This is a genomic window from Brevundimonas sp. ZS04 (genome assembly GCF_001956865.1).
Taxonomy (GTDB): domain Bacteria; phylum Pseudomonadota; class Alphaproteobacteria; order Caulobacterales; family Caulobacteraceae; genus Brevundimonas; species Brevundimonas diminuta.
The window spans coordinates 1-24935 of the sequence record NZ_MTHE01000023.1 but is presented as its reverse complement, the minus strand read 5'-3'; the positions used below and the strand labels follow the sequence as shown (position 1 = coordinate 24935).

Genomic DNA, 24935 nt, shown 5'->3' with positions numbered 1-24935 from the left:
TGCCGCCGCCGGCCTTCGCCAGCGTCATCGAGATCGCCGCCGTCAGCGTCGTCTTGCCGTGGTCAACGTGACCGATCGTGCCGATGTTCACGTGCGGCTTCGTGCGTTCGAACTTTTCCTTGGCCATGGCCAAACTCCTGTGGCCCGGGTCCGGAGCGGAGGGGCGCTTGTGCTCAGTTCAATAAACCTGGAGCGGGTAGACGGGATCGAACCGACATCCTCAGCTTGGAAGGCTGCTGCACTACCATTGTGCTATACCCGCACGAAGAATGCGGTTGCACCGCCCTTCGATTGAAGAGCGACGGTTCCGCACCCGATTCCTATCTGGACTCCCGGCCCGTCAGGCATTGAAGGCGCGTGGTGGGGGAAGCAGGACTCGAACCTGCGAAGCTTACGCAGCGGATTTACAGTCCGCCCCCTTTGCCGCTCGGGACATTCCCCCAGCGCGCCTTATGTCAATGCCGGTCTGGAAACGCCGGAAACAATCTTTCGATCATTCCGCGACGAAAGCCTTCGCTGTCGGGCGACGCCTGCAGTAGAGGAAGCGCCTGAACCGAAAGCCCTGGGGCCCAAATCGGAGGCCGTCTTATAGTGTCGTCATTTCGAGAACGCAACGACCGGAAAACCGGTAAAAAACAATCTTTCCAAAAGAGGGGGGAAGGCCGTCTGGATCGGCCTCAAACGCCCGCCACGCAAGGACGCGGCGGCGGTGAGACAGAGCGAAAACCGGCCCGTTCGCGCCCGGACGCCGATAATTTTCTTTGGGGACGCCATCCGGTTTTGGCCGCTTTGGCGAATCCTGCACGTCGCGGAAGCGGCCGCCTGATGGTCACGGAAGACCGCGCCGAAGAGATTCAGCGCGAGAATCTGGCGAACGGCCACCGAATCGAAGTGGTTGATTCTGTCGCCCTAGGCCGAATGCTGCCCGCCGGGGCGGTGCACCAGGGCATGGCCTTCAAGGTCCAGCCGCTGGAAGGCGTCGCCCTGGAAGATCTGGCAGAACCCGCTGAAGGCGTCATCGTCATGCTGGATCAGCTGACCGACCCCCAGAACGTCGGCGCCATCTTCCGCTCGGCCCTGGCCTTCGGCGCGCGCGGCATCGTGGTGCAGGACCGCCACTCCCCCGCCCTGGCCGGCGCCCTGGCCAAGGCCTCGGCTGGCGCGACCGAACGCCTGCCCTGCGCCCGCGTGACGAATCTCAGCCGCGCGCTGGAGAAGCTGGCCGACTACGGCTGGCGCGCCATCGGCATGGACGGCGAATCGGATCTGACGCTGGAACAGGCGCTGGACGCCCGACCGACCGTCATCGTCATGGGCTCGGAAGGCGACGGCGTGCGCCGCCTGGTGGCTGAACACTGCGAAGCGATGGCCCGCATCCCCATGCCCGGCGGTTTCGAGAGCCTGAACGTCTCCAACGCCGCCGCCATCGCCCTGTATGAAGCCGCCCGCGCCCAAGGCAGAGCGAGCTAGGAACCGATCCCCCGCGTCAACTTGCCCCTGCGGCGTCTTGGCGCGGGGGCCGTCGAGTTCTAAGAGTCCGACATGGACTTCCTCTCGAACCCCGAACTGGTCAGTCAGGCCTCCGCCCTCGGCAAGGTGCTGATGATCGATCTGGTCCTGGCCGGCGACAACGCCGTCGCCGTGGGCCTCGCCGCCGCCGCCCTGCCCCAGGAACAGCGCCGCAAGGCCATCCTGATCGGCCTGGCCGCCGCCGTCGTCATGCGCATCGGGCTTGCGCTTATCACCGTCCAGCTGCTGGCCATCGTCGGCCTGCTGCTGGCGGGGGGCTTCCTGCTGCTGTGGGTGTGCTGGAAGATGTGGCGAGAGCTGCGCGAGCAGGCCACCCACGACCAGGCCGAAGCCGAGGCCGAGATCGAGCGCGCCATGGCCATCGAACACGGCGGCGGCCCCTCGCCCGAAGAGCTGGGCCTGAAGCGCAAGACCTTCGGCGCCGCCCTGATCCAGATCATGATCGCCGACCTGACCATGAGCCTGGACAATGTCCTGGCCGTGGCCGGCGCCAGCCACGAACATCCCTGGATCATGGTGTTCGGCCTGATCCTGTCCATCGCCCTGATGGGTCTGGCGGCCACCTTCATCGCCAAGCTGCTGAACCGCTATCGCTGGATCGCCTATGTCGGCCTGGCCATCGTTCTCTACGTCGCCTTGCACATGATCTGGGACGGCGGGCGTTCGGTGATCGTCCGCACCGGCCATGCCGATCAGTTCAACGCCTCGGCGCCGGCCTTCCTCGCCATCGGCGCAGAGGAGCAGGCCAAGCATATGAAGCACACGGGCAAGGGCGCGGATTCGCACACGCCTCACGCCCTGCCCGGCGGTCGCGAACGACGCGATCCGCCGCCGCAGACGGTCGAGCCTGCTCAACCCGCCTCCTGAAATACGAAAGGCCCGGAGCGATCCGGGCCTTTTTCATGTTCAGGCCATCGCCTCAGCGACCACGCAACCAACCCGTGATCGAAATCCGATCGCCGCCGGCGGACAGCGCCACCTGCGTCACCGAATGCGGCGTCGGCACCCGCAACAGGTTCAGCGTGTTGAAGCGCGGCGTGAAGGCCTCGGCCACATTGCCGTCCTCGCCATGGAAGGCTAGCAGCCCGCCCCAGTCGATCCGCCAACCAGGCGTCAGGTTCAGCACATAGGCGAAGTAACGGTTCTTCCCTTCGGCGTGATCGTCATGCTCGGTCAGGAAGTGCCCCGCGCGATAACGCGTCACCTGCATGTCGGCCATGGCGATGCGCTCTTCTCCCGTCAGCTCTCGCATCAGCCCCAGAAAGTCATCGCCATTCAGGAAGGCCGCCAGGGCTCGCCAAGGCGCTTCGGCAAGACCGTCCTGCACCAGGTCGAACACGGGATAGTTGTCGTACAGATACTGAAAATCCGCCGCCGCCGACTTCTGGATCGCCTCTCCCAGTCCACGCTTCTGATCCGGCTGAAGAGACGCCAGCCACGCGGATGGCAGGTCGACATGGCCGGTCCCCCTCCGCGTCACGACGTTGTAATCCGCCTCACGCGCCAGATCATACAGCGCGGCGGCCGAGGACTCGGTCAGTATGCCCTCAACCTGGGCGCGGCCGGTCCGCAGCAGGCGTTCGCGAACGGCGGCGCGCCGATCCGACGACACCGCATTCAAGGCAGGGAGCATAGCCCCGGCGCTCACCCTTCGGCGCCGCCGAAACGTTCGGTCCACTCGGCGACCTGAGCGTCCTCGATCTTGGCGAACAGCACCTGCGCGGCGGCGACCGCTTGCCCGGCGGGAACGAGATTCAGCACATCGCCCTCGACGTCCGGCCACGACAGGTCGGTCGCGCCCACCGTGGCGGCGATGCGAGCCGCCGCCTCGGGCATGAAGGGCGCGGTGACGCGGGCGAACAGGGCGACCAGCGACAGGCCGGTGCGCACCACTACGGCGGCGCGTTCGCGATCCGTCTTCAGCGCTGTCCAGGGGGCGGCTTCCTGAAGATATTCGTTGCCCAGCACCCACAGGGCGCGCGCCGCCTGGGCCGCCTTGCGGAACTCCATGGCCTCGAACTCATAGGTCAGGCTGGCCAGGGCCGCCTTGACGTCAGCCGCCAGCTTCTCTTCCAGCGCGCCCGGTTCACCGCCCTCGGGCGCGACGCCGTCGAACTTGGATTCCGTGAACTTGACGATGCGGTTGACGAAGTTGCCCAGCACGTCGGCCAGATCCTTGTTCGTCGTCGACTGGAACTGCTCCCAGGTGAAGGCCGCATCCGAATGCTCCGGCCCATAGGCCGTCAGGTGCCAGCGCCAGTAGTCGGCGGGCAGCAGCTCCAGCGCCTGATCCATGAAGACGCCCCGGCCCATGCTGGTCGAGAACTTGCCGCCGTACCAGTTCAGCCAGTTGAAGGCCTTCAGTTGATCGACCGTCTTCCACGGCTCGCCCGAGCCGAGGATGGTCGCCGGGAAGCTGACGGTGTGGAAGGCGACGTTGTCCTTGCCCATGAACTGGACGTAGCGCACGTCTTCGGCGCCCTCGTCCAGACGCCACCACGAACGCCAGTTTCCGCCCGTCTGCTCCGCCCATTCCTCGGTCGCGCCGATGTATTCAATGGGGGCGTCGAACCAGACGTAGAAGACCTTGCCCTCCATGCCCGGACGCGGGCCGCCGTCGGGACCGACGACCGGCACGCCCCACTTCAGGTCGCGGGTGATGCCGCGGTCGATCAGACCCTCGTCCAGATGCTTGTAGGCGATGGAGCGCGCCAGCGGCTGCCACTGGGGCGAGCGGGCGTCGACCCAGGCGCGCACGTCGTCGGCGATCTTGGTCTGCAGCAGATAGAGGTGGCGCGTGTCGCGGACCTCCAGATTGCGGCTGCCCGACACCGCCGAATAGGGATTGATCAGATCGGTCGGGTCCAGCAGGCGGCCGCAGTTGTCGCACTGGTCGCCGCGCGCCTTTTCATAGGCGCAATGCGGGCAGGTGCCCTCGACGTAGCGGTCGGGCAGGAAGCGGGCGTCGTCGATCGAATAGATCATCCGGTCCACGCGCTCCTCGATCAGGCCGCGCTCCTCCAGCACCTTGGCGAAGTGCTGGGTCAGGCGGGTGTTCGGAGCGTTGGAGCTGCGGCCGAAGATGTCGAACGACAGGCTGAAGGCGTCGGCGGCCTTCTTCTGAACCTGATGCTGCTCGTCGCAATAGGTGCGGACGTCCTGACCGGCGGCGGCGGCGGCCAATTCAGCCGGGGTGCCGTGCTCATCGGTGGCGCAGACATAGAGGACGTCATGGCCGCGCGCCCGCATGAAGCGCGCCCACACATCGGCGGGCAACATCGACCCGGCCAGATTCCCAAGGTGCTTGATGCCGTTGATGTAGGGCAGCGCCGAGGTGATGAGGATGCGGGACATGATCTTCCAACGTCTAACAGGGAGGCGTCGGATATAGAGGGCGCAAACCCAGTCGTCACCTTTTATGGGCCGGACGCCTATGAGACAGGCGTCGCCCTTGCCGTCGGCAGACGCCGCGCGATCCGCACGAACCGCCCGGTCAGCAGCGCGCCCGAGATCAGGCTGGCGACGATCACCGACCAGACCAGGCCGTCCACGCCCATCCGATGCGCCAGGAACCAGCCCAGCGGGATCATGATGAAACCATAGGACAGCAGGTGCATCAGCGTCGGCCACACCACGTCGCCCGCCGCGCGGTTCGCTTGGGCGGCGACCACCTGTTGGGCGTCGGCGACGAAGAACAGAGTCGCCAGCGCCAAGGCCGGGGCCGCGATGGCCAGGATCGCCGGGTCGGTCGTATAGGCGCCGACCACTAGCGGTGCGGTCAGCCACAGGCCGATGGCGATGATGAAGGCCAACACCGTCACAACGCCGACGCCCGCCAGGCCGCCCCGCATGACGCCCGCTCGATCGCCGCCGCCGTAGCTGCGGCCGACCAACACCGCCGTCGCCGACGACAGGCCCATGGGCACCATGAAGACGATGGCGGAGACGTTGATGACCACGGCCCAGCTGGCGGTCTCGGCCGCGCCCAATTGGCCGGCGAACAGGGTCATGGCCGCGAAGGCCCCGACCTCGATGAAGTTGGACGCGCCGCCGCCGAGACCGACCTTGATCTGCTGGCTTTCGACCGCCTTGTCGCGCTTGGGCTTGTTGAACACGCCCCAGGCGCGCGCTTCGGGCAGGCGCAGAATGAAGATGACCAGGAAGATCGCCAGCGCCGCCCGCGCGCCGAACGTCGCCCAGGCCGAGGCCACGGCGCCGTCCAGGCCGATGCCCAGGATGTCCGGCACCAGCAGCAGGTTCAGCGCCAGGTTGACCGCATTGGCCACCCACATGGCCACCATGCCCGCCTTGGGCCGATGCAGTCCTTCAAGGAAGAACAGGGCGCAAATCGAAATCAGATAGGCCGGCATCGACAGGGCGAAGACCATCAGGGCAGGCGTCGCGCCCTCGCCCAGGCCGTCCTCCAGCCCCATGTGCACCAGGCCGAACGGCCCCAGCAGCAGCAGGCCGATCATGGCGACAAAACCGATCTGCAGGGCGTAGGTCATGCCGCGACGCAGGACCGCGCCGACCTCATCGCCGCGCCCCTCGCCCAGCAGACGGGCGGTCATGACCTGCACGCCCATCATCAGGCCGACCGCCGTGGTCAGCACGACCGAGGACGGCGCCCAGGCCAGGGAGTGGTAAGCCAGCTCGCGGCTGGCGTAGTGGCCGACGACGATGGCGTCGGTCAGGCCCATGGTCATGATGCCCAGACGCGCCAGCACGACCGGCCAGGCTAGCTTCAACAGCTCGGACAGGGTGGCGCGATTATGGAAGCTGAACAGGGACTGGACCATCGGACGCCGCAACAGCCACGCGCGCAGGCGCGGGTCAATCGATTTTCCGGCCGATTCAGGCGCCTACCAGGCGCCCAGCTCGCGCAGCTCGCGCGCCAGATCAGGCGGCAGGTCCGTCGGCTCGGCCACCGACAGGTCCGGCGGCACGTCCTTCTCGAAATAGCGCCAGCCCTGAAACGGCCGCCGGGCCAGGGGCGCAGTGCGGATGACCTGGCTGTCGAGCTTGATCTCGCAGCGGCTGGTCTTGCCCTCGCCTATGGTCGTGATCTCGAGGATGCGCTGGCGGCAGGTCACGGAGCCCTTCATGACCCAGTACAGCGAGCCGCCGTCCTCAATCTCGGCGGCGCGCTTGGGCGTCATGCGGGTGTGGACGATGCGCCAGTCGGACCGGGCCGCGTTCGCTTCCAGCGTCTCGACCTCGGCCACGCCGACGCAGAGCTTGATCATGTGAAGGGGCATGAGGCCCAACTAGTCATCCGACGCCACGAAGGCCAGCCCGGCTCAGGGCTGGCGATCCAGTTGGGTGAAGATTTCCTGCCCCTTGGCGATCAGTTCCTGTCCGCACCGCTGGCTGTGCGAACGCACCTGCTGGACCGGGGTGGAGTCCGTATATTCCAGCATCCGTCCGATCCAGTTCCGCGCGGGATCGCGGCCTTCCAGACGGCCCAGATAATACATCATCCCGCCGGTATACTGCTGCTTGAGCTCCTCCGAGGCGGCCGGATCGTCGATCGCCACCGCCAGCAGGCCCATGCATTGCAGATCCGCCGCCGATTCCGTCGGCATGTCGCTCAGATCGGCGCCCAGAAGCGCCGTCGCCATCATCGCCGCAAGGATCATTCGCCCGCGCCCTCGGCCTTCACCACGGCCAGAACCGCGCCGTCCGTGACCTGATCGCCGACGGCGACGTTGAACTCGGCCACCACGCCGTCAAAGGGCGCGGTCAGGGCGTGCTCCATCTTCATGGCCTCCAGCACCACGACCGGCTGGCCCTTGGCCACCTTGTCCCCGGCCTTGGCGGGCGCGGCGACGATCTTGCCCGGCATGGGCGCGCGCAGGCCGCCGTCGGAGGCGGAACCGCCCGCCGGACCGCTGGACTTGCGGCGGTGAAACTCGACCACGTCGCCGCCGTCGAACACCAGCACCCGTCCGGCGTCCGGCGACAGGGTGCTGACGACCTCGCCGTCGACCACGACCACGCCCGGCTCGCCATAGATCTGAGCCGAGCCGAATTCGCCGCTCACGGTGAAGCTGGAAGAACGCCCATACCAGCCCGGCTCGCCGGTCAGGGTCAGGGCGTGCGCCGCGCCGTCATGGTGGACCGCCGTATGCGCCTGCGGCGCCGCGTTCAGGCGGAAGCCGAACAAGCCCGCACGGGCAGGCGCCAGCACATTGTCCGGCGCGTCGAAGGCGGCGGCGTCCGCCTCCAGCCCGATCTGTCCCGCCGCAGCGGCCAGGGCGCGGACGGAAACCTGAGCCGGGGCGATCAGCGCCCCCTCCTCCGCCGCGATGAAGCCGGTGTCCACGTCGCCTTCGACAAAGCGCGGATGGTCCAGACAACGCGCCATGAAGCCCGCGTTAGTCTTCACCGGCCAGACCTCGACCTCGCGGCAGGCGTCGGCCAGACGGGCGACAGCGACCTCGCGCGTGTCTTCGTGGACGATCAGCTTGGCGATCATGGGGTCGTAGAACTGGCTGACCTCGCCGCCCTGCATCACGCCGGTGTCGACGCGGATGTCGTCGGGCATGACGAAGTGATCCAGCCGCCCGATCGACGGCAGGAAGCCGTTGGCCGGGTCTTCGGCATAGAGGCGGGCCTCCATGGCCCAGCCCTTCATCGGAATGTCGGCTTGCGCCAGTGGAATGGGCTGCCCCGCCGCGACGCGCAGCTGCCATTCGACCAGATCGACGCCGGTGATGCTCTCGGTCACCGGGTGTTCGACCTGAAGTCGGGTGTTCATCTCCATGAACCAGATGCGGTCGGCCTTCAGCCCGTCAGAGGCGTCCGCGATGAACTCGATGGTGCCTGCGCCCTGATAGTCCACGGCCTTGGCGGCGCGGACGGCGGCGGCGGTGACGGCGTCGCGCGCGGCCTGATCCATTCCGGGCGCCGGGGCCTCTTCGATCACCTTCTGGTGGCGGCGCTGCAGCGAGCAGTCGCGCTCATGCAGGTGGACGACGTTGCCGTGGCTGTCGCCGAAGACCTGCACCTCGATATGGCGCGGGCGGGTGATGTAGCTTTCGATCAGGACGCGCGGATCGCCGAAGGACGACTGGCCCTCGCGCTGGGCCGACGCCAAAGCCTCTGCGAAGTCCTCGGCGCGGTCGACCTTGCGCATCCCCTTGCCGCCGCCGCCCGCGACCGCCTTGATCAGGACCGGGAAGCCGATGCGGTTCGCCTCGGCGTTCAGGGTCTCCAGCGACTGGTCCTCGCCCTGATAGCCGGGGGTGACGGGCACGCCCGCCTCGATCATCAGCTTCTTGGCCGCGTCCTTCAGGCCCATGGCGCGGATCGAGGACGGCTTGGGGCCGATCCAGACTAGCCCTGCCGCCGCCACGGCCTCGGCGAAGTCGGCGTTCTCGGACAGGAAGCCGTAGCCCGGGTGGATGGCCTCCGCCCCCGTCGCCTTGGCCGCCGCCAGCACCTTGGCCGCATCCAGATAGGACTCGCGCGCCGCCGCCGGACCGATCAGCACCGCTTCATCGGCCTCACGCACGTGCAGTGCGTCAGCGTCGGCCTCGGAATAGACGGCGATGGTGCGCAGGCCCATGCGGCGGGCGGTGCGGAAGACGCGGCAGGCGATCTCGCCGCGATTGGCGACCAGGACGGACTTGAACATCAGGCTACCTTATTGCGCCCAGTTCGGCGCGCGCTTGTCGAGGAAGGCGCGGACGCCTTCCTGGCCCTCGGCCGAGACGCGGGCGCGGGCGATGCGCTTGGCGGTCTCTTCCAGCAGGCGGTTGTCGATCTCTTCGCCCGCCACGTCGTTCACCAGGCGCTTGGCGTCGCCCATGGCGCCCGGCGCATTGGCCGACAGGCTGTCGGTCAGCATGGAGATGAACTCGTCTACCGAACCTTCAGGCAGGACCATGTCGATCAGCCCCGCATGGGCGGCGTAGTCGGCGTCGAAGATATTGGCCGTCAGGAACAGCTGGCGCGCGCGGCGCGCGCCGACCGCCTCGATGACATAGGGGGCGATGGTCGCCGGAATCAGGCCCAGCTTGACCTCCGAGAAGGCGAAGCGCGTCCCTTCGACGGCCACGGCCATGTCGCAGGCGGCGACGATGCCCGCCCCGCCGCCCATGGCCGCGCCCTCGACCAGGGCCACTGTCAGGGCCGGCACGTCGTGCAGGGCCTTCAGCATCTTCGCCAGGCCCATGGCGTCGTCGCGGTTGTCGCTCTCGGACCAGTCGGCCGCCGAACGCATCCAGTTCAGGTCTGCACCCGCGCTGAACGTCCCGCCCGCGCCGCGAATGAAGACTACGCGCACCTTGTCGGCGCCGTGCAGGGTCTCGAACGCCTCATAGAGGGCGGCGATGGTCGCCGCGTCGAAGGCGTTCTTCTTCTCGGGACGGTTGATGGTGACGAAGACCACGCCGTCGGCGGTGGCGTCGATCTGCACCAGGTCGTCGTTGGCGTCCGGCGCCGCATCGGCGACGAAGGGGTGGGCGATGGCGTTCATCTCCGCCGCCTCGGCGTCGGTGATGTCCAGAGCGTTCAGCTCTTCTTCGGTCGGCTTTTGGTCAGTCATGATGGGCTCCTTGGCCGATAGAACGCTTCAAACGTCATCATTCTCCCCCTCGCTGGGGAAGAAGGCGATTAAACAGGATCGCAGCGGTTGGCGCGAACGGTCTTGCCGTCCTGCTCGACGCGCAGCGAGACGCCCGCCACCGGCGACAGGCGCAGGGTCTGGACGAGGGTCTGGTCGCCGTCCGACGACTGGTTCTCCAGAACCACGCGGATGGCGTCGCCTTCGCCTTCCAAAGTCTCCAGAGCCACCAGCTTGGAGGTGTCCTCATAACCCTTGATCTCATTGGCCGTGATGACGAAGCGCGTGCCGCTCTCGTCCTTGGCGCAGCCGTCGTCGCTATAGTCCCAGTTGCCGCGATAGCCGACCGGGAAGACCGCTTCGGACGGCTCGCCCGTCCGCGCGGCCGCCTCTTCAGCCGCAGAGACCGGCTCGGTCTGCGGCGTCGCAGCCTCAGACGCGGCTTCGACCGTCGCCGGGGCCTTGGAATCGGCCTGCGATCCGCAGGCCGCGAGCAGCGCGGTCAGGGCGATGAGAGCTGCAGTTTTCTTCATGTCACTGTCCTTGTCGTGCAGATTCTGATCCCACATTGAGATCGCCGACGCGACACTCTCAGCCGCGCGATCCGGCTTCAAGTCGTTTTTTGAACACCGTGCAATTTATTGCCTTACATCCGGAACACGCCGAAGGTCGTCTCCGGGATCGGGGCGTTCAACGAAGCGCTGATGGCCAGGCCCAGAACGTCGCGCGTCTGGGCCGGATCGATGACCCCGTCGTCCCACAGGCGGGCGGTGGCGTAATAGGGGTTGCCCTCGTCCTCATACTTCTGGCGGATCGGCGCCTTGAAGGCCTCGGCCTCGTCCGGCGTCCAGATGTCCGCGTCGCGGTGGACGGTGGCCAGGACGCTGGCCGCCTGCTCGCCGCCCATGACGCTGATCCGGCTATTGGGCCAGGTGAAGAGGAAGCGCGGGCTGTAGGCCCGGCCGCACATGCCGTAGTTGCCCGCGCCGAACGACCCGCCGATCAGGACGGTGAACTTGGGCACCTCAGCCGAGGCGACGGCCGTGACCAGCTTGGCGCCGTGCTTGGCGATGCCCTCGGCCTCATATTTTCCGCCAACCATGAAGCCCGAGATGTTCTGCAGGAACAGCAGCGGAATCTTGCGCTTGCAGGCCAGTTCGATGAAGTGCGCGCCCTTCTGGGCGCTTTCCGAGAACAGCACGCCGTTGTTGGCCAGGATGGCGACCGGCTGGCCCCAGATGCGGGCGAAGCCGCACACCAGCGACGTGCCGTACAGCGCCTTGAACTCGTCCAGTTCCGAGCCGTCGACGATGCGGGCGATGACCTCGCGCACGTCATAGGGGGCGCGGACGTCCTCAGGAATGATCCCGTACAATTCGGCCGGATCATAGGCGGGGGCGCGCGGCTCGCGCACGTCCAGCGGTTGGGGCTTGGTGGTGTTCAGATTGGCGACGATGGAGCGCACGATCTCCAGCGCATGCTCGTCGTTCTCGGCCACATGGTCGACCACGCCGGACTTGCGGCCGTGGGTCTCGGCGCCGCCCAGTTCCTCGGCCGAGATGACCTCGCCGGTCGCGGCCTTCACCAGCGGCGGACCGGCCAGGAAGATGGTGCCCTGATTGCGCACGATCACCGTCTCGTCCGACATGGCCGGCACATAGGCGCCGCCCGCCGTGCACGATCCCATGACGCAGGCGATCTGCGGGATCGAGCGCGCGCTCATCCGCGCCTGATTGAAGAAGATGCGGCCGAAATGGTCGCGATCCGGAAACACCTCGGCCTGGTGCGGCAGGTTGGCCCCGCCGGAATCGACCAGATAGACGCACGGCAGGTTGTTCTGCTCGGCGATCTCCTGCGCCCGCAGATGCTTCTTCACCGTCATGGGGAAGTAGGCGCCGCCCTTCACCGTCGGGTCGTTGGCGACGATCATCACCTCGCGGCCCGACACCCGGCCGACGCCGCAGATCATGCCCGCGCCGGGGGCTTCGTCGCGATACATCCCGTTGGCGGCCAGTTGGCCGACCTCTAGGAAGGGCGAGCCGGGGTCCAGCAGGCGCTCGACCCGGTCGCGCGGCAACAGCTTGCCACGCGCCACATGGCGCTCGCGGCTGGCGTCAGAGCCGCCGCGCGCGGCCTTGGCGACCTTTTCATAAAGCTCGTCCCGCAGGGCGCGATTGTGCGCATCCAGCGTTTTGAAAGCAGGACTGTTGCGATCGACGGCGGAAATCAGCTTGGGCATGCCCAAGGTTTAGGAGGCTTCCGCCTCGGGGGGAAGCCGTTCGGTTCACCGAAGGCGAAATCCGCTATATCTCCCCTTCATGGCCCCGCTTCGACCGGACACGCTCGCCGCCGCCCTGTCACGCGCCTTCGAGGACGCGCGGGACAGCCGCGCCAGCTGGTTCGCCCTGACGCGAGGCGAGCGGCTGTTCTCTGTCGGCGATCCGGCCGACACCCTCTATCTTCTGCGCGCCGGGCGTCTGGGCGTCTTCCGCCGCGACGACGCGCGGGTTCCGCAGATGGTCACCGTCATCAAACCCGGCGAGCCGGTCGGCGAACTGGCCATGCTGGCGGGCACCTCCCACATGTCAGACGTGGTCGCCCTGCGCGACAGCGACGTTCTGGCCCTGCCGCGCGAGGCCTTCTTCGACGCCGCGCGCAACGATTCCATGCTGATGTCCGAACTGGGCCAGATCATGCTGAGCCGCGCCCGCGAGCGCAGCGGCGGCGCGGAACCCAACGTCTTCGGCTTCGTCTCGGCCCGCGACAGGCCCATCCGCGCCTTCGTCGAGCGCGTGGCCCGCGCGGTCGAGGCCCAGGGCAGCACCTGCCACGTCATCGACAGCTCGGCCCTGGCCTCGGCCGCCGAATGGTTCTCTCGGGTTGAAGACGCCCACGACTACGTCCTCTACGTCGCCGAGGCGGACGAACCGAACTGGGCCGCCCTGTGCGCGCGCCAGGTGGACCGACTGTTCCTAGTCGGGGCCGCCGACCGGCCGCCGCCCCCTGCCCCGCCGGTCGCCGACGACTGGGACGACGCAGGACAGCGCACCGACCTGATCCTGCTGCGCGATCCGCGGATGCCGCGCCCCAGCAACACCCGCGTCTGGCTGGACGCGCTGAAGCCCGGCCGCTGGTTCCACGCGGTCGAAGGCCTGTTCGACGACACGGCGCGGATCGCGCGCCTGATCACCGGCTCGGCCGTGGGCGTGGTGCTGTCGGGCGGCGGCGCCCGCGCCTACGCCCACATCGGCGCGCTAAAGGCTCTACGCGAGGCGGGCACGCCCATCGACTTCATCGGCGGGGCTTCCATGGGAGCGGTCATCGCCGCGGGGCCCGCCCTGGGCTGGTCGGACGAAGAGTTGGAGCATCATATCCGACAGGCCTTCGTCCTGGCCGATCCCCTGGCCGACATCGCGCCGCCCATCATCGCCATGACACATGCTCGCAAGGTCAAGGCGCTGATGAAGGAGGCCTTCGGCGATGTGCAGATGGAGGACATGCTGCTGCCCTTCTTCGCCGTCTCGACCAATCTGACCTCGGGCAAGCTCGAGGTGCATCGCGAAGGCATGCTGCGTCACGCCCTGCGCGCCTCCATCTCCCTGCCCGGCGTCATGCCGCCCGTGGTGATGAACGGTCAGGTGCTGGTCGACGGCGCCGTGCTGCGAAACTTCCCCAGCGACGTCATGCGGCGGCTTAACAGAGGCCCCGTGGTCGGCGTCGACGTATCGCAGTCACGCGGCGTCGACCCCAAGGCTCTGGAGGATCCTCCCTCCTGGTGGCGCTGGATCCTGTCGGGCGCGTGGAAGCGCGGCCCCCCGATCGTCTCGATCCTGATGCGTTCGGCCACCCTGTCCAGCGAGGCCGAACGAATGCAGGCCCGCGCCGAGACGGACCTGCTGATCCTGCCCACGCTCGACGGCGTGGATATCCGCGACTGGAAAGCCTATGAACCGGGCGTCGCGGCTGGGTATGAGGCCGCCCGCGCGGCCCTCGACAGTCTCAACGGGTCGGTCGAGACCCTGCACCGCCGTCGCCGGACCGGCGCGCCAGAAGAAACAGTCGAGGAAATGGCAGAAGTGTCCTTCCCTCAGGACGTCGTGGAAACGCCTCACCCAACACCTGAGCCAGGCGCGCCAGAAAGGCGTCGCGGTTGGCTGGGTCTTCGCAAAGCGCGGTCAGATAAGGCCTGAGGGCCGTGCCCTTCATCCACTCCAGCACGGCGTTCTCGCCGTCCAAGACGTGGAGATAGGTCGTCGACCAGACGTCGACCTCCTCGCACAGGTCCGCCACCGCGTCGTAATAGGCCTCGGCCGCCAGCAGCGGCTGGATGGTGTCGACGCCCTTCAGACGGGCGCTCCACGGGCCGTCCGCCGCCGTCTGGCGCATCAGGGTGTGGTGCCGCGTCTCCCAGGCCATCGGCATCTGCACCGCCAGCACCCCATCCGGCGCCAGCGCCTCGGTCAGCCGCCGGAACAGCTCCGCATGATCCGGCGCCCACTGCAGCGAAGCGTTGGCCAGGATCAGATCCACGGGGGCGGCGGGCTTCCAGGCCTCAAGGTCGCCTTGCACCCAGTCCACATCATCGGGCAGGCCCCGCGCCTGTTCCAGCATGGCGGCGCTCGAATCCAGCCCATGCACCCGCGCATCCGGCCAGCGCCGTTTCAACAGGGCCGCATGCTGGCCCATGCCGCAACCGATGTCCCAGATCTCATGCGGGTCCAGATCGTCTGGAAGCTGCGACAGCAGATCGATGGCCGCGCGATCGCGCTGGCGCTCGAAACGGTTGTATTGCTGGGGATCCCACGCCGGCGACGTCATCGTCATACTTCTCCCTCGACTATCGCAAGAAGCGATTCGAGGGAGAATGGTACAGCCTCTCAGGATTGAACTGAGGACCTCCGGCTCCACAAACCGGCGCTCTAACCAGCTGAGCTAAGGCTGCACATCTCTGCGCGAGGGCGGTTCTCTAGCGGGCCTCGCCGTCGGGGGCAAGCGGCCATTTCGTCCTCGCGCAGGATTTTATGTTTTATCCCCGTCAGTTCCAACCGCGGCTGGCGATATACTGCTGAAGTTGCATTAAACGGGTCTGGTCCGACGGGTGGGTTGAGGCGAACTCCGGCGTCCCCGACTGCCGTCCTTCAGCCATGGCGCGCCACAGGGCCAGCGATTCCGACGGCCTGTAGCCGGCCGCCGCCATGTAATCGACGCCCAGCCGATCCGCCTCCAGCTCGTGGCTGCGCGAGAACGGCAACAGGACGCCCAATTGCGCGCCCATGCCGCCAAAGGCCTGAACCGCCTGGCTGTAGTCCCCGGCCTGGCTCTGAACGGCGCCCAGAATCAGGCCCGTCGTCTGGGTGGTCGAGGCGCGCTCGGCGGCGTGACGGGCGATGACGTGGCCGACCTCGTGACCGATCACGGCCGCCAGCTGGTCGTCGTTCTTGGCGATGGCCAACAGACCCGTCGTCACCCCCATATGGCCCGACGGCAGGACGAAGGCGTTCGGCGTGGAATCGTCGAAGACCGCATACTCCCAATGGCGGTTGGTCAGATTCGCGGTCTGGACGATGCGATCGCCCACTCGGCGCACCCGGGCGTTCTGCGCCGCATTATTCGACACCTTCTGCGTCCGCAGCGTCTCAGCCCAGGCCGCCTGCGACTGCTGGACCAGCACGCCGTCGTCGATGAAGACCAGCTGATTGCGGCCCAGGGCCTCATTATAGGCGCAGGCGCCGACCCCAGCGCCCAAGACGCCAGTGGTGATCGCCAAGGCGAGCATAAGGGGCTTGCGAGACATCGATCCTCCGGAACAGTTCAGGGCCATAATGCACAGGCGGGCCGCCCGGCTCCATGCCTGACGCCGTAAAGTGCGTTCCATCGCCTACATTCATTGGGCCTCAGCGTCCGGGCTTCAGCACATGAAAAAAGCGCCCCGAGGCGAAACCTCGAGGCGCTTCTTTTCGTTCAGTGCGTTCGCACGCTTAGTCCAGGTTAAACGGCACCCGAACCACGAACTTGGCGTTCGTTGCAGCGCCATCGACCGTACGGGGCGAAAGCTGCCCGCGTTGGACGATGCGAACGGCCGCAGAGCCGAAGCCCATGCCCGACGGCTCTTCCGAGACGACGCGGCAACCTTCGGGCTTCCCGCTCGGGGTCACCGTGCATTCGACCGTGGCCGAACCGCCCACGCCGCGATCAAGAGCGCGTTGCGGGAAGTCCCGTTCAGTCGGACGCGGCGGGCGAGCCCACTGCGGGTTGGTGATGACCGAAGGACGCGGCGGCGCGGGCGGCGCCGGCGGAGGCGGAGGACCAGGGACGATCACGGGCGGGCCCGTGTATTCGACGCGGTCTTCCTTCTTCGTCGGCTCGATCGGCAAGGTCACCGGCGGCGGAGGCGCCTGGGTGTTGACGACCGGCTCGCGCACCTGAAGCTTCGGCGGCGGAGGCGTATCCGGCGGCGGCGGCGGCGGCGGCGGAGGCGGAGGCGGCGGAGGCGGGGCCTCCATCAACTCCACGTCCACAGCCTCGTCCACGTAGTTGAACTCTTGGAGTTCGAACTTGCTCTTGTACAGGTAGACACCTGCAAGAACGTGGACGATCACCGAGACGCCGATCCCGACCATCGCACCCGTCGAGAGTTTCTTCTTCTTGGGTGCGTCAAGCAGAGGGTCGCGGTGCTCGTGAGGTTCAGCAGTCATGCTTTGAGTCACGCCCCCTACGATTGATCTTCGCCAACCAGGGCGACACTGTAAAAACCATTATCCTGCAAGGCGTTCATGACCTGCATGAAGTCCCCGTAACGCGTCTGCTGGTCAGCGCGGATAAAGATCCGCTCTTCGTCCGGATTACGCGTTCCGATTTGGGTCCTCAGGTCATCGCCCAGAGCGGCGACCGACGTCGGGAAATCGCCCACGTACACTTCGCCGCCATTCTGGATGGAGATGAAGACGGGCTTGGGCGGATTGACGGCCGGCGGAGCGACGGCGCGTGGAAGTGTCACCGGCACCGACACGGTGGCGAGCGGAGCCGCCACCATGAAGATGATGAGGAGAACCAGCATAATGTCCACGAAAGGCGTGACATTGATTTCGCTGTTCGCCTCGACGGTGTACTTGCCGCCGCCGGAACCGGAAAGTTTGGCGGCCATCCGTCTTACGCCCCCTTGTCGAGTTGACGCGAGATCGAGTTCATCAGCTCGGCGTTGAAGCCGTCAGCACGAGCGCCGTACGAAGCGATGCGGGTGTTGAAGTAGTTATAGAAGATAACCGCCGGGATAGCCGCGAACAGACCGATGCCGGTAGCCAGCAGGGCTTCAGCGATACCCGGAGCAACGACGGCCAGGTTGGTGGTGTTCGACTCGGCGATGCCGATGAACGAGTTCATGATGCCGTAAACGGTGCCGAACAGACCGATGAACGGACCGCCCGAACCGACCGAAGCCAGGAACTGCTGGCCGCCCGACAGGCGGATACCCATGCCGCCCTGCACGGCGCCGACGGCGTTGCCGGCGCGAGCGACGGTCGTATCGCGGTGAGCGCCCGTCACATCAAGACCGGCTTGACGCGACAGTTCGATTTCGCCGGTGGCCGCAGCGGCCATGTCGGCCAGCGGGTTGCCGTCGAACTCTTCCGAGGTGGCCAGGCGACGGATGTCGGCCAGGTTGCGAGCACCGCGGTACTCTTCCAGGAAGCGGTTGGTCTTCTTGGTCAGCGAGCTGAACTCAACCAGTTTGATGAGCAGCAGCGTCCAGGAGAAGATCGAGGCCAGGACCAGGCCTGCCATCACGACCTTAACGACCGGGTGCGCCATCATGAACATGGCGATCGGGGTCAGGCCCGCGCCGCCGTGACCGCCGGCGGCGGCTTCTTCAGCGGGGGCTTCAGCAGCTGCGTCTGCAGCCGGGGCGGCGGCGTCGGCGGCCGGAGCGGCGGCGTCAGCGGCGGCGGGAGCCGAAGCGGCGGCCGGGGCAGCCGGTGCGGCCGCGTCCTGCGCCAGAACCGGCGAGCTCGCCATCAGGACGGCGGCGCCGGCCATTGCGAGGAGGATATTCGTCTTCTTGCTATCGAGCATGTTTCGCCAGTTCCTGCTTTGGTCTGACTCGTGGAACCCAAAACCCAAGCCGCGTCAGTCGGCTGGGCCTTTACCGTGAAATTTTCCTCCCGCCGGAATTTCTCCCCCGCCGGTCGGCGCCGCATTCTTACGAAACATCCTGAGACGCTTTGCAGACTGGAGCGATGGAACCATACCCCCCCGTCCACAGCCTGCAAGCAAGAATGCGGTTAAGTCCCTTTGACGAACGGCTATCGGAGCGTCAAGGGCGGAAAATAGCTTTTCACCCCGCGCGCCTCGCCCCCGAGGCAGAGGCGCACAAATATTCCATTTTAATGAAATATAACGGCAACAAAAATGCCAACGCAGAGAATGTTAAGGAATGTTTAGGCCCATGACGATTTTTCGGCTTTTTCAAGGCCGAGACGAATAATCATCATGTGAGGGGAAAGTGGTGCCTGGAGGCGGATTCGAACCACCGACACGCGGATTTTCAATCCGCTGCTCTACCAACTGAGCTATCCAGGCGTCGCTTTGCGTCGCGAGAGGCGGCTCTATAGGCGAGCCCGGACGGGCTGTCCAGACGCCAATTCACTCAATTCCGCGATCTTTTTCATCATCGTGCGCATCTTCGACCGGAATGGCGTAGCCGCCGGTGAACCAACGCTGCAGATCGATGTCGGCGCAACGCTTGGAGCAGAAGGGCTTGTAGGCGGCGACGGCCTCGGCGCGACGGCAAATGGGGCATTGGGCCATGCTCAGCTCTCCTTGATCTCGAACACGCCCGGCGCGGCGTCCGGGCGGATGTGGGCGCGCGGCCCTAGCTGCGCCACCCAGGGGGACAGGATCGCCGCTGACGTCGAACTACAGTGCAGCGTCAGGCGCGGCGCGGCGCGATCCGTCAGCAAGGCGAGACGCAGGCGACGCAGGGCGCCGATCTCCAGCGCCCCCGGAGCCGCCAATCGTTCATCGGCAGGCGTACGCCCCCACGGCAAAGACAATTGCAGCAGGCCGAACCGGCTCAGCGGCCCGATCGCCGCCCCGGCGTGATCGGCGAACGCCTGGCGCGCCATGGATAGAGTGGTCTCTGGATGCAGACCGACGCCCACTAGGTCGATGGCGACCAGACCGCCCCACCCTTTCAGCGCCAGCAACCGCGCCGTCTGGCGCAGGCCCTCGCGATTCACCGCCTCGCGCCCCTTGCGGGAATCTCGACCGGCGGCTGGCGCGTAGTCAATGTCGACCGCGATCAGGGCGCGCGTCCGCTGCACGGCCAGGTCCAGACCCACGCCTGGTTCGATCACGCCGCCGGACAAGGCTTCTTCTTCAGCCTCCAGCGCCGCATGAATCGCCTCGGCGCCCGTGGACACAGGCACGCCCGGCGCCAGCATGTTCAGAATGGCGGCGACGTCGGGTCCGGCCGCTAGTAGACGCGGCTCTCCGCCCGCCTCTCCCAGGCGGCGCAAGACCGGCCCCTTGCGCTCGCGCGGCTCGGCCGTGACCAAAAGTTCAAGCTTGGCGCCTTCCGGGGGACGATCCGCCTTGCCCAACAGCAGAAAGCCGAACGGCTCGCCGCAGCCCAGGTCGATGAAGGCCCCGTGCAGGCCAGGCGCCAGGCGCGCCACACGGCCGACGACGCGAGCCCCCAGGCGATGCTCGGGCCGATCGTCGTCTCTATGTATAATGAGGGCGCAGGCGCGGCCGCCGCGAAAGACCATGCCACGGGTCTCGCCCGGAGCCGCGTCCAGGAAGACCTCGACATCGGCCATCAGGCCGCCTCGCCTCTCCAGCCTGCGCCGCGCAGCAGATTCGCCGCCTCATACAGCGGCAGGCCCATGACGGCGGGATGGCTGCCGACGATTCGGGTGATGAAGGCGGCGGCCCGCCCCTGAATGCCATAGCCCCCGGCCTTGCCGCGCCATTCGCCCGAGGCGACATAGGCGGCGATCTCGTCCTGCGACAGCGGCTTGAAGCTGACGCGGGTGTCGACCACGCGCCAGGACGTGCGCCCGCCGCAGATCACGGCCACGCCGGTGAAGACGCGATGATTGCGCCCCGACAGCAGTTTCAGGAAGCGGATCGCCTCCGCCTCGTCAGCGGGTTTTTCCAGCAGGCGGCGCCCCACGGCCACCACGGTGTCAGCCGCCAGGACCACGTCATCGGGATGACGTTCCGCCACGACCGCCGCCTTGGAGCAGGCCAGACGCTGGGCCAGACGCGGCGGCGTCTCGGCCTTCTCAGGCGTTTCGTCGATATCGGCGGGATCGACCAGATCGGGCGCAATGCCGATCTGCGCCAGCAATTCCATGCGGCGCGGGCTCGACGAGGCCAGAATCAACCTCGGAGCCGAAGCGTCAGGACGCGACACGCGCGTCCTTACTTGAAGCGGTAGGTGATGCGACCCTTGGTCAGGTCATAGGGCGTCATTTCGACCAACACCTTGTCGCCGGCCAGCACCCGGATGCGGTTCTTGCGCATCTTGCCCGCGGTGTGGGCGATGATCTCGTGATCGTTTTCCAGCGTCACGCGGAACGTCGCATTCGGCAGCAGTTCGCTGACCACGCCGGGGAATTCCAGCAGTTCTTCCTTAGCCATGCGGCCTCTCTCGCCCGTGTGAACAGCTACGGGCCCGCGCCGAGCGTGAGCGCGAGCCGTGAAAGTGAGGGCGCCTAATGCACCAAAACGCTTAGATAGTCGAGTTCAGCCCCGACGGTAGAGGGCGCAGACCAGGGTGAAGAGCCGGCGCGCCGTCTCCTGGTCGATCTCCACCTTGCCGTCCAGCCGGGTTTTCAGCAGGGCGGCCCCTTCATTGTGCAGCCCCCGCCGCCCCATATCGACCGACTCGATCTGGCTGGGCGAAGAGCCGCGCAGGGCTTCATAATAGCTTTCGCAGATTAGGCCGTAGTCACGGATCACCGTCTTCATCGGCGTCAGCGACAGAACATGCGTCCGGCTGAAATCCGGTCCGGCGATATCGAAGGCCAGACGATTATCCTGCGACGACAGGGCCAGGGTGTAGGGGCCGCCCGCCGCGCCGTCCGGAATGAAACTGTTCTGCTCGACCAGATCGAAGATGGCGACCCGGCGCTGATGCTCGATCTCGGCCGTGGCCGCCGGCAGGGAGGCGTTGTCGATCTCAATCGCGGTCAGCTTGTGCGGTCCGCTCATTGCGCCGCTCCGTCCAGATGGGTCGGCGCCACCCGCGCGGGCCAGCGTTCGGACAGGTCGGTCAGCACCGCATCCAGGCACTCCACGTCGATCCGCAGATCGCCGCCGCCCGCGAACATCATCATCACCTGACCGCCCGGCGCCTCGGTCGGCAGGAAGTCGAGCGCCAACAGCTCCAGCGCCGCCTCGGGCAGGCGCGGCAGACGGCGGCTCTTGACCGCCTGGACGTCGCCGAACTGCATGGCCGCCATGACGCGCGTGCCGCCGCATTCCCAGCAGAAGCGCGACAGGACGACGGTCAGGCGCCGCGCCTCCTTCTCCCAGCGGATGTCGACCGGACGCATGATGGCGTCCTGAAGCGCGGCCGAGATGATCTGCAGGTCGTCCGCGTCCTCGGCCAGCAGGCGCAGGGGCGTCATCGGCGCCAGGCTTTCGCCCGCAGCGCCTTCGTCCGCCACCTCGTCGGTCAGGGTCGAGATCGGTTCGCCGTCAGTGCTCATCGCCCTCCCCCTTAATCCGTCGGACATCGGCGCCGCAGGCGCCCAGCTTCTCTTCCATCCGCTCGAAACCGCGATCCAGGTGATAGACGCGGCCGACCGTCGTCTCACCTTCGGCCACAAGACCGGCGATGACCAGAGACATGGAGGCGCGAAGATCCGTCGCCATGACCGGCGCGCCCTTCAACCCCTCGACGCCGCGCACCACGGCCTCGCCCGCATGGACGGCGATGTCCGCGCCCAGGCGCGCCAGTTCCGGCGCGTGCATGAAACGGTTCTCGAAGATGTTCTCGTGGATGACGCTTTCGCCCTCGGCCGTCGTCATCAGGGCCATGAACTGCGCCTGCAGGTCGGTGGCGAAGCCCGGATAGATCTCGGTCGTGACGTTGACGGCCTTCAGCCGCTGCGTCGGGTCGCGACGCACGATCAGGCCGTCCTGCGTCGGTTCGATCTCGACGCCCGCCTCGACCATCTTGTCGGTCAGGGCGATGATCAGGTCGGCGCGGCCCTTGGTCAGGCGCACCTCGCCCCCCGCCATCGCCGCAGCAAGCGCATAGGAGCCCATCTCGATTCGATCGGGAATCACCGACCAGGTCGCGCCCGACAGGGACGAGACGCCGGTGATCGTCAGCACGTCCGTATCCAGGCCCTCGATCTTGGCGCCCATGGCGATCAGGCAGCGGGCCAAGTCGCCGATTTCCGGCTCGCGCGCCGCACGCTTCAGCACCGTCGTCCCATCCGCCAGCACGGCGGCCAGCAGGGCGTGCTCGGTCGCGCCGACCGAGACGAAGGGAAACTCGATCTCGGCCCCGCGCAGGCCCTTGGGCGCGGTGGCGCTGACATAGCCCTCTTCCAGCTCGATCGCCGCACCCATGGCCGTCAGCGCCTGAAGGTGCAGATCGACCGGCCGCGCGCCGATGGTGCAGCCGCCCGGCAGGGAGACCTTGGCGTTCCCCGTGCGCGCCAGCAGCGGCCCCAGCACGTTGAACGAGGCCCGCATCTGACGCACCAGGTCATAGGGGGCGAAGGTCGAGGTCAGCTCCGGCGCATGAAACAGGGTCTCCTGCCCGTCCGCCCCGTCGCGCTCGGTCACCTCCACGCCGAACTGGCGCAGCAACTGGCCCAGGAATCGCGTGTCCGCCAGACGCGGCATGTTCGTCAGCAGCAGGGGCTGATCGGTCAGGATCGACGCCGCCATCAGCTTGATCGCCGAGTTCTTGGCCCCGCTGACCGGAATCGAGCCGTTAAGGCGGTTGCCGCCGTGAATGACGATGCTGTCCATGGGTGTCGGGGAAGTCCTGGGAGGCCCGGACCCCTACGGCCCGGCGAACCGGTTATCTAGCAAGCCGAACGGCGCCCGCGAAAGGCCGTAACGTCGCAAGACTGATGACTTTCAGTTGCTTTCGCTCGGCGGCCGCGTCCCGCCCGCGCCCGGCGCCTTTCGGCGGCGCAGATTCGTGCGCAAGGCGGCCGCCAGGCGCGCCGCGCGCTCGGCCTTGGCCAAGGCTGCGGGACTGGCGGAAGGGGGCGAGGCGACGTCAGCGCCCGTCTCGTCTGCGTCTTTGGTCGGCTTATCCATGACGGCAACAGACCGTGTGCAAAGATTTTGATCAAGCGTGCATTTTTGGCTTGGCCCGGCCGAAACCTTTGGCTATACGGCCGCTTCCTCAGTGACCCGCCGCCGTAGCTCAGTGGTAGAGCGCATCCTTGGTAAGGCTGAGGTCGGCAGTTCAATCCTGCCCGGCGGCACCACACTGACCCCTTGGATTTACAAGGGGGTTTCCGAGAAATCAGAAACTACCCCCTCGCGGGGATACGCTCGATGATTGCGTGATATTTCACGTACCGGCCGCATTAGTTGAAGAGAGCGCACAATTTGTGCCTGTGTCAGCCTCGGCTCATGAGTCAAGTCAAAGCCGATCCTTCTCACCTTACCGTCAGCCTGAACCTCGGTCACAGCTCACACAGGTGGCGGTGCGTATAGCGCCTGCATGGGCGATGGCGAAGATGATTGGAAGTACCAGGATTGCACGCCCTGGCCGATAGAGCTCGGCCGCCACCTCACGGCAAGGACAGCACCATGGTCTGATGGTGCCTTTTAAGGTGCGGGCCAGGAGGCTCAACGAAGAAACGACAAACACGAAACGACCAATGATTCCTTCTGGGTAGGATTGCGTGCAGGCTTTCGCTCCGACACCGAAATTGGGTGTCCGTTAAGAGGACGCTCCCAATGAGGATCCCCTCTGATCAAAGCGATCACACAAAGATCATTGGTATTTTAATGCACAACCTATGATCGTTTCTCTCGCCTTCGGGAGGAAGGCTCATAGGAGGAAACAACCTTGAAGAAACTCGTGCATCTCGCCCTTGCTGCGGCTTTGGTAGCCTCTTCAGCGGTTGGCGCTACAACCCTCATTCCGACCAGCGCGTCAGCCGCAGTAGTCATGGAAGAGCCGTGGGCCATCATCACCTACATTCGCGATGGTCAACCTGTCGGCTACACAGAGGTCTTTTGCAGCAGTCCTGACGTCTCGTGGGGCGACACAACCAACTACGACTATTCAGTTTGGACGACATACTTCATGTGTCCCTAAGCTGATCGCGCCAGAGTAGCTCGCTCAGATGAAAGCCCCTCGGCCTAATAGTCGGGGGGCTTTTGGAATTGAAGCGAAAAGGGCCTATTCATAGCCTCCGTCGAGGCACCGAAGTCGTCCGTCGTGAGAACCCAAATTGCAGAGCGAGAGCGTCAGAGATTCGCGCCTCGACCACACGGACCGAAAGCAGGCCTAAGTGCAGGCAATGCGGCAGGCCCGTTCGCCTAACCGACATCGCCACTCCACCACCAGCCTCAGGACAAAGAGACAGTCTTCATAGACGTCTCAGAATCAGCCAGCCGTTCGGCTGATACCCGCGTCCCCTTCCCGATCAGCAGGCGTCCGCCCATGAAGTCGGCCGGGGCGTTGACCGCCTCCACCGCCACGATCCTGTCGCCGCTCAAATGGAAAACCGAGAAAGCGCCGCCGGCTAGGTCGCCGCGCACCAACTGCCGGTCGGCGTCGAAGGGCACGCCCGCGATCTGCAGCTTGACGTCATACTGGTCGGACCAGAACCACGGCACTTCCGGC

Annotated in this window: 27 protein-coding genes, 5 tRNA genes and 1 pseudogene; 5 read left to right on the top strand and 28 right to left on the bottom strand. The window is 66.4% G+C overall.

What is annotated here, in order from left to right; translation table 11 throughout:
* From BJP32_RS16055 to BJP32_RS16045, 3 genes are all read right to left on the bottom strand, one after another.
* Positions 1–127, bottom strand: a 127-nt coding sequence (locus BJP32_RS16055; protein WP_233126861.1) for a GTP-binding protein, incomplete at its 3' end; no start/stop codon positions are given.
* A 61-nt stretch (positions 128–188) separates the two neighbouring features.
* Positions 189–262: transfer RNA gene (locus tag BJP32_RS16050), tRNA-Gly, on the bottom strand.
* A gap of 96 nt (positions 263–358) precedes the next feature.
* Positions 359–442, bottom strand: a tRNA-Tyr gene (locus BJP32_RS16045).
* Positions 443–591: 149 nt separating this feature from the next.
* Here BJP32_RS16045 and rlmB point away from each other — a divergent pair.
* Together rlmB and BJP32_RS16035 are read left to right on the top strand one after the other, a co-directional pair.
* Positions 592–1470, top strand: a complete 879-nt coding sequence (gene rlmB, locus BJP32_RS16040) for a 23S rRNA (guanosine(2251)-2'-O)-methyltransferase RlmB (RefSeq protein ID WP_076224801.1) — start codon at positions 592–594, stop codon at positions 1468–1470.
* Positions 1471–1542: 72 nt separating this feature from the next.
* Positions 1543–2397 (top strand): TerC family protein, encoded by an 855-nt coding sequence (locus BJP32_RS16035; protein ID WP_003164360.1) that lies wholly within the window; start codon positions 1543–1545, stop codon positions 2395–2397.
* 52 nt (positions 2398–2449) lie between these two features.
* Here the strand turns inward: BJP32_RS16035 and BJP32_RS16030 are convergent, their stop codons facing one another.
* The 9 genes from BJP32_RS16030 to BJP32_RS15990 all read right to left on the bottom strand — a co-directional run bounded on the left by BJP32_RS16030 (position 2450) and on the right by BJP32_RS15990 (position 12338).
* Positions 2450–3163 (bottom strand): 2OG-Fe(II) oxygenase family protein, encoded by a 714-nt coding sequence (locus tag BJP32_RS16030; RefSeq protein ID WP_046653036.1) that lies wholly within the window; start codon positions 3161–3163, stop codon positions 2450–2452.
* 11 nt (positions 3164–3174) lie between these two features.
* Positions 3175–4884, bottom strand: a complete 1710-nt coding sequence (gene metG, locus BJP32_RS16025) for a methionine--tRNA ligase (RefSeq protein WP_076224799.1) — start codon at positions 4882–4884, stop codon at positions 3175–3177.
* 77 nt (positions 4885–4961) lie between these two features.
* Positions 4962–6329 (bottom strand): MATE family efflux transporter, encoded by a 1368-nt coding sequence (locus tag BJP32_RS16020; protein WP_003164357.1) that lies wholly within the window; start codon positions 6327–6329, stop codon positions 4962–4964.
* 63 nt (positions 6330–6392) lie between these two features.
* Entirely contained in the window at positions 6393–6788 is a 396-nt protein-coding gene (locus BJP32_RS16015; protein WP_076224797.1) for a DUF1489 family protein, read from the bottom strand.
* Positions 6789–6830: 42 nt separating this feature from the next.
* Positions 6831–7169, bottom strand: a complete 339-nt coding sequence (locus BJP32_RS16010) for a hypothetical protein (RefSeq protein ID WP_003164356.1) — start codon at positions 7167–7169, stop codon at positions 6831–6833.
* On the bottom strand, positions 7166–9169 hold the full coding sequence (locus BJP32_RS16005; RefSeq protein ID WP_076224795.1) for a biotin carboxylase N-terminal domain-containing protein: 2004 nt from the start codon (positions 9167–9169) through the stop codon (positions 7166–7168). The genes BJP32_RS16010 and BJP32_RS16005 overlap by 4 nt, the downstream gene beginning before the upstream one ends.
* Before the next feature lie 9 nt (positions 9170–9178).
* A complete protein-coding gene (locus BJP32_RS16000) occupies positions 9179–10081 on the bottom strand; it encodes an enoyl-CoA hydratase-related protein (RefSeq protein ID WP_046653031.1) in 903 nt (300 codons plus the stop codon).
* Between the two features lie 68 nt (positions 10082–10149).
* Entirely contained in the window at positions 10150–10632 is a 483-nt protein-coding gene (locus tag BJP32_RS15995) for a hypothetical protein (protein WP_138141628.1), read from the bottom strand.
* A 113-nt stretch (positions 10633–10745) separates the two neighbouring features.
* Positions 10746–12338, bottom strand: a complete 1593-nt coding sequence (locus BJP32_RS15990) for a carboxyl transferase domain-containing protein (RefSeq protein WP_046653029.1) — start codon at positions 12336–12338, stop codon at positions 10746–10748.
* Between the two features lie 79 nt (positions 12339–12417).
* Between BJP32_RS15990 and BJP32_RS15985 the strand changes: the two genes are divergently transcribed.
* Complete coding sequence (locus BJP32_RS15985) at positions 12418–14289, top strand: patatin-like phospholipase family protein (protein WP_046653028.1); 1872 nt, start codon at positions 12418–12420, stop codon at positions 14287–14289.
* A gap of 229 nt (positions 14290–14518) precedes the next feature.
* On the opposite strand, the pseudogene BJP32_RS17750 reads toward BJP32_RS15985, so the two are convergent.
* The 15 genes and pseudogenes from BJP32_RS17750 to BJP32_RS15910 form a co-directional block, all read right to left on the bottom strand.
* A pseudogene (locus BJP32_RS17750) lies at positions 14519–14917 on the bottom strand (methyltransferase domain-containing protein); the annotation flags it as partial.
* Between the two features lie 47 nt (positions 14918–14964).
* Positions 14965–15041: transfer RNA gene (locus BJP32_RS15975), tRNA-His, on the bottom strand.
* Positions 15042–15134: 93 nt separating this feature from the next.
* On the bottom strand, positions 15135–15893 hold the full coding sequence (locus BJP32_RS15970) for a M48 family metallopeptidase (RefSeq protein ID WP_076224792.1): 759 nt from the start codon (positions 15891–15893) through the stop codon (positions 15135–15137).
* A 184-nt stretch (positions 15894–16077) separates the two neighbouring features.
* Complete coding sequence (locus tag BJP32_RS15965; protein ID WP_052748033.1) at positions 16078–16794, bottom strand: energy transducer TonB; 717 nt, start codon at positions 16792–16794, stop codon at positions 16078–16080.
* A gap of 17 nt (positions 16795–16811) precedes the next feature.
* A complete protein-coding gene (locus tag BJP32_RS15960; RefSeq protein WP_040345002.1) occupies positions 16812–17243 on the bottom strand; it encodes a biopolymer transporter ExbD in 432 nt (143 codons plus the stop codon).
* A 5-nt stretch (positions 17244–17248) separates the two neighbouring features.
* On the bottom strand, positions 17249–18166 hold the full coding sequence (locus BJP32_RS15955) for a MotA/TolQ/ExbB proton channel family protein (protein WP_046653025.1): 918 nt from the start codon (positions 18164–18166) through the stop codon (positions 17249–17251).
* A gap of 431 nt (positions 18167–18597) precedes the next feature.
* Positions 18598–18673 (bottom strand) — tRNA-Phe (locus BJP32_RS15950).
* Positions 18674–18736: 63 nt separating this feature from the next.
* A complete protein-coding gene (locus BJP32_RS15945) occupies positions 18737–18901 on the bottom strand; it encodes a DNA gyrase inhibitor YacG (protein ID WP_076224790.1) in 165 nt (54 codons plus the stop codon).
* Between the two features lie 2 nt (positions 18902–18903).
* Positions 18904–19914, bottom strand: a complete 1011-nt coding sequence (locus BJP32_RS15940) for a ribonuclease E/G (protein ID WP_046653024.1) — start codon at positions 19912–19914, stop codon at positions 18904–18906.
* A complete protein-coding gene (locus BJP32_RS15935) occupies positions 19914–20513 on the bottom strand; it encodes a nucleoside triphosphate pyrophosphatase (protein WP_076224789.1) in 600 nt (199 codons plus the stop codon). Before BJP32_RS15935 ends, BJP32_RS15940 begins: the two co-directional genes overlap by 1 nt.
* 8 nt (positions 20514–20521) lie before the next feature.
* On the bottom strand, positions 20522–20740 hold the full coding sequence (gene infA / locus BJP32_RS15930; protein WP_003164348.1) for a translation initiation factor IF-1: 219 nt from the start codon (positions 20738–20740) through the stop codon (positions 20522–20524).
* 105 nt (positions 20741–20845) lie between these two features.
* Positions 20846–21313 (bottom strand): UPF0262 family protein, encoded by a 468-nt coding sequence (locus tag BJP32_RS15925; RefSeq protein ID WP_003164346.1) that lies wholly within the window; start codon positions 21311–21313, stop codon positions 20846–20848.
* The gene (locus BJP32_RS15920; RefSeq protein ID WP_046653022.1) at positions 21310–21813 is read right to left on the bottom strand and encodes a DUF2948 family protein; all 504 of its coding nucleotides are present in this window, start codon (positions 21811–21813) and stop codon (positions 21310–21312) included. The genes BJP32_RS15925 and BJP32_RS15920 overlap by 4 nt, the downstream gene beginning before the upstream one ends.
* Positions 21803–23092 carry a UDP-N-acetylglucosamine 1-carboxyvinyltransferase gene (gene murA / locus BJP32_RS15915; RefSeq protein ID WP_046653021.1) on the bottom strand — a complete coding sequence of 430 codons (1290 nt, stop codon included), beginning with the start codon at positions 23090–23092 and terminating at the stop codon, positions 21803–21805. Before murA ends, BJP32_RS15920 begins: the two co-directional genes overlap by 11 nt.
* Before the next feature lie 111 nt (positions 23093–23203).
* Positions 23204–23389, bottom strand: coding sequence for a hypothetical protein (locus BJP32_RS15910; protein WP_046653020.1), 186 nt, complete (start codon positions 23387–23389; stop codon positions 23204–23206).
* A gap of 98 nt (positions 23390–23487) precedes the next feature.
* On the opposite strand from BJP32_RS15910, the gene BJP32_RS15905 reads away from it, so the two are divergent.
* Together BJP32_RS15905 and BJP32_RS17240 are read left to right on the top strand one after the other, a co-directional pair.
* Positions 23488–23562 (top strand) — tRNA-Thr (locus BJP32_RS15905).
* 590 nt (positions 23563–24152) lie between these two features.
* On the top strand, positions 24153–24404 hold the full coding sequence (locus tag BJP32_RS17240; protein WP_143255493.1) for a hypothetical protein: 252 nt from the start codon (positions 24153–24155) through the stop codon (positions 24402–24404).
* Positions 24405–24658: 254 nt separating this feature from the next.
* Here BJP32_RS17240 and BJP32_RS15900 read toward each other — a convergent pair.
* On the bottom strand, positions 24659–24935 hold a 277-nt coding region (locus tag BJP32_RS15900; protein WP_304528519.1), incomplete at its 5' end, for an oxidoreductase C-terminal domain-containing protein.

Bases quoted from the DNA above. Each gene is read 5' to 3' on its own strand.
- BJP32_RS15960 (WP_040345002.1), bottom strand. From the start codon at position 17,243: ATGGCCGCCAAACTTTCCGGTTCCGGCGGCGGCAAGTACACCGTCGAG.
- BJP32_RS15995 (WP_138141628.1), bottom strand. From the start codon at position 10,632: ATGAAGAAAACTGCAGCTCTCATCGCCCTGACCGCGCTGCTCGCGGCC.
- BJP32_RS15945 (WP_076224790.1), bottom strand. From the start codon at position 18,901: ATGGCCCAATGCCCCATTTGCCGTCGCGCCGAGGCCGTCGCCGCCTAC.
- BJP32_RS16015 (WP_076224797.1), bottom strand. From the start codon at position 6,788: ATGCCCCTTCACATGATCAAGCTCTGCGTCGGCGTGGCCGAGGTCGAG.
- BJP32_RS15920 (WP_046653022.1), bottom strand. From the start codon at position 21,813: ATGAGCACTGACGGCGAACCGATCTCGACCCTGACCGACGAGGTGGCG.
- BJP32_RS15910 (WP_046653020.1), bottom strand. From the start codon at position 23,389: ATGGATAAGCCGACCAAAGACGCAGACGAGACGGGCGCTGACGTCGCC.
- BJP32_RS16030 (WP_046653036.1), bottom strand. From the start codon at position 3,163: ATGCTCCCTGCCTTGAATGCGGTGTCGTCGGATCGGCGCGCCGCCGTT.
- infA (WP_003164348.1), bottom strand. From the start codon at position 20,740: ATGGCTAAGGAAGAACTGCTGGAATTCCCCGGCGTGGTCAGCGAACTG.
- BJP32_RS15965 (WP_052748033.1), bottom strand. From the start codon at position 16,794: ATGACTGCTGAACCTCACGAGCACCGCGACCCTCTGCTTGACGCACCC.
- BJP32_RS16035 (WP_003164360.1), top strand. From the start codon at position 1,543: ATGGACTTCCTCTCGAACCCCGAACTGGTCAGTCAGGCCTCCGCCCTC.
- BJP32_RS15925 (WP_003164346.1), bottom strand. From the start codon at position 21,313: ATGAGCGGACCGCACAAGCTGACCGCGATTGAGATCGACAACGCCTCC.
- BJP32_RS15970 (WP_076224792.1), bottom strand. From the start codon at position 15,893: ATGTCTCGCAAGCCCCTTATGCTCGCCTTGGCGATCACCACTGGCGTC.
- murA (WP_046653021.1), bottom strand. From the start codon at position 23,092: ATGGACAGCATCGTCATTCACGGCGGCAACCGCCTTAACGGCTCGATT.
- BJP32_RS15940 (WP_046653024.1), bottom strand. From the start codon at position 19,914: ATGGCCGATGTCGAGGTCTTCCTGGACGCGGCTCCGGGCGAGACCCGT.
- BJP32_RS16010 (WP_003164356.1), bottom strand. From the start codon at position 7,169: ATGATCCTTGCGGCGATGATGGCGACGGCGCTTCTGGGCGCCGATCTG.
- BJP32_RS16000 (WP_046653031.1), bottom strand. From the start codon at position 10,081: ATGACTGACCAAAAGCCGACCGAAGAAGAGCTGAACGCTCTGGACATC.
- BJP32_RS15985 (WP_046653028.1), top strand. From the start codon at position 12,418: ATGGCCCCGCTTCGACCGGACACGCTCGCCGCCGCCCTGTCACGCGCC.
- BJP32_RS15955 (WP_046653025.1), bottom strand. From the start codon at position 18,166: ATGCTCGATAGCAAGAAGACGAATATCCTCCTCGCAATGGCCGGCGCC.
- BJP32_RS15990 (WP_046653029.1), bottom strand. From the start codon at position 12,338: ATGCCCAAGCTGATTTCCGCCGTCGATCGCAACAGTCCTGCTTTCAAA.
- BJP32_RS16005 (WP_076224795.1), bottom strand. From the start codon at position 9,169: ATGTTCAAGTCCGTCCTGGTCGCCAATCGCGGCGAGATCGCCTGCCGC.
- metG (WP_076224799.1), bottom strand. From the start codon at position 4,884: ATGTCCCGCATCCTCATCACCTCGGCGCTGCCCTACATCAACGGCATC.
- BJP32_RS16020 (WP_003164357.1), bottom strand. From the start codon at position 6,329: ATGGTCCAGTCCCTGTTCAGCTTCCATAATCGCGCCACCCTGTCCGAG.